The 2,390-nt window shown below is 66.9% G+C and carries 4 protein-coding genes; 3 read left to right on the plus strand and 1 reads right to left on the minus strand.

All coding sequences use genetic code 11. The annotated features are described in order from the left end of the window. The 3 genes from VN856_RS04120 to VN856_RS04130 form a co-directional block, all read left to right on the plus strand. The coding region (locus tag VN856_RS04120) for a 3-oxoacyl-[acyl-carrier-protein] synthase III C-terminal domain-containing protein (protein ID WP_325686424.1) at positions 1-161 on the plus strand (161 nt) is incomplete at its 5' end. Continuing rightward, positions 161-1,204 (plus strand): aminotransferase class I/II-fold pyridoxal phosphate-dependent enzyme, encoded by a 1,044-nt coding sequence (locus VN856_RS04125; RefSeq protein ID WP_325686418.1) that lies wholly within the window; start codon positions 161-163, stop codon positions 1,202-1,204. The genes VN856_RS04120 and VN856_RS04125, both read left to right, overlap by 1 nt. 46 nt (positions 1,205-1,250) lie before the next feature. Next, on the plus strand, positions 1,251-1,769 hold the full coding sequence (locus VN856_RS04130) for a MarR family transcriptional regulator (RefSeq protein ID WP_325686420.1): 519 nt from the start codon (positions 1,251-1,253) through the stop codon (positions 1,767-1,769). Here the strand turns inward: VN856_RS04130 and VN856_RS04135 are convergent. Continuing rightward, the coding region (locus tag VN856_RS04135) for a sensor histidine kinase (protein ID WP_325686422.1) at positions 1,766-2,390 on the minus strand (625 nt) is incomplete at its 5' end. The two genes, VN856_RS04130 and VN856_RS04135, sit on opposite strands and share 4 nt — an antisense overlap.

Consider the following 2,390-nt stretch of genomic DNA (forward strand, 5'->3'; position numbering starts at 1 on the left):
ACGAGTGCGGCAACCTGTTCGGTGCCGGCATCCCGGTCAACCTGGATCGCGCGATCTCCGCGGGTCAACTCGACGCCGGCGACGTGATCATGATGGCTGCTTTCGCACACGCCGGCGACTTCGCTGGCGCGGCGGCGGTGCGCTGGGGAGGTCGTAACTGATGGCCGAACCCGCGCTCGGGACCTCGGTGACCGCCGAGATCCTCTCCTCGCTACCGCAGGCGGTCGACCCACTGGCCTTGTCGCTCAATGAAAGTCCCTTTCCACCCTTGCCTGCGGTGCGTTCGGCGTTGGCCCGCAGCCTCGACGTGGCGAATCGTTATCCGGAGTTTCTGCCCGGACAGTTGCGGCGAATGATCGCCGACCGCGTGGGGGTGGACGAGGAGCAGGTCGTGGTCGGGACGGGAGCATCGGGGGTGGCGATGCAGATGTTGCACGCGGTCACCCGCCCGGGTGACCGGATTGTGATGAGCACGCCCACTTTCGACGGCTATCCGATCTTCGCGGAGATGGCCCGGCTGACCCCGGTCACCGTCCCGCTCGACAAGTACGGCTATCAGGACCTGGCGGCCATGGCCGAGGCGGCGGCCGATGCGCGCGTCGTCGTGCTGTGCCGGCCGCACAATCCGACCGGAACATTGGACGCGGCCTGGTCGGTGGAATGGTTCTTGAGCCAGATCCCCAGCGACACCGTTGTACTGCTCGACGAGGCCTATATCGAATTCGTCGCCTCCCGGTACCGGATCGACGGGCCGGATCTAGTCCGGCGTTTCCCGAATGTTGTTGTGCTGCGGACCTTCTCCAAAGCCTATGGGCTTGCCGGTTTACGGATCGGCTACGGATTCGCCGCGCCCGAGCTGGCGGGCAGGCTGTGGACCATGCAGTTGCCGTTCGGCATGAGCAGCGTCAGCGTGGCGGCGGTCGCCGCGTCGTACGACGCCGAAGACCAGCTTTCGCACCGCATTCGCCGAATCAGGTCGGAGCGCAATCATCTGCGGCTGCGACTGATGGCGATGGGCGTGTACAGCACGGACTCGCACGCCAACTTTGTCTACCTACCGAGCGCGCGGCGGCCTTGGAGCGAAGTCTTCACCGAGGCGGGTCTGCAGGTCCGCTGCTACCCCGATGGCGGTGCGCGGATTACCGTCGGCGACCTGCCGTCGACGACGGCGGTGCTGTCCGCGGTGGAAAAGTCCCTGACGTAGGGCCGAGGACGGCCGCGTCCCGCCCCGATCTGCGGTATGAAAGGGCGTGGCCGCATCCAGTGACCCCGGCAAAGCCGACAACCGCGATCCGATCGCGGTCGCGCGGACGAACTGGGAACGCGCCGGGTGGGGCGACGTCGCCGAAGGCATGGTCGCGGTCACGTCGGTGATGCGGGCCCACCAGATACTGCTCGCCCGGGTCGAAACCGCCTTGCGCCCTTACGATCTGAGCTTCTCTCGATTCGAGTTGTTGCGTTTGCTGGCGTTCAGTCGCAGCGGGGCGTTGCCGATCACCAAGGCCTCCGACCGGCTGCAGGTGCACGTCACCAGCGTCACGCACGCCATTTGCCGCCTGGAGGCCAACAAGCTGGTGCAACGCGTGCCGCACCCGACCGACGGCCGAACCACGTTGGTGCAGATCACCGACCTGGGCCGCTCGACCGTCGAGGACGCCACCGTCACGCTCAACGAGCAGGTGTTCTCCGATATCGGGATATCCGACGCTGAGTCGCAGGCGCTGGCGTCGTCGATCGAGACCCTGCGGCAGAATGCCGGCGACTTCTAGTCGATGGGCGATGGCACCGGGATCGTCGCCGTGACCGTGGTCCCGGAGCCCGGCCGCGATCGGATGTTCAGCCGGCCGCCCACTAACTCTGCGCGCTCGGCCATCGACAGCACGCCGTAGCCGCCCATCTCGTCGCTGCCCAGCGGATTCTCGAAGGTGTCGAAACCTATTCCGTTGTCGACGATTTCGAGTCGAGCGGTGTCGTCGTCGATGGCGAAGCGCAGCCGGGCCACCGACGCGTTGGCGTGCTTGACGATGTTCTGCAGGCCTTCTTGGGCGATCCGGTAGAGCGCGATCTCGATGTGCTCGGGCAACCGGACGTCGGCCAGCTCGAGCTCCATGTCCAAGTCCGGTATCGACCGGGCGAGGCTGGCCAGCCCACCGGCCAGGCCCAGATCGTCGAGCACCGGTGGGCGCAGCCCGCTGATCGCGGCGCGGGCTTCGCCTAACGTCAGGCCGACCAAGGCCCGGGCCTCGGCCAGTTGGCTGGAGGCCTCGGTGGGATCGTCGCCGACGGCGCGCGCTGCCGCGTCGAGCCGGTACGACAGCGTGATCAGACGCTGCGAGATGCCGTCGTGGATATCGCCTGCGACGCGACGACGTTCGATTTCCTGAGCCTCG

Origin of the sequence: Mycobacterium sp. (genome assembly GCF_035603715.1) — a bacterium.
GTDB lineage: Bacteria > Actinomycetota > Actinomycetes > Mycobacteriales > Mycobacteriaceae > Mycobacterium.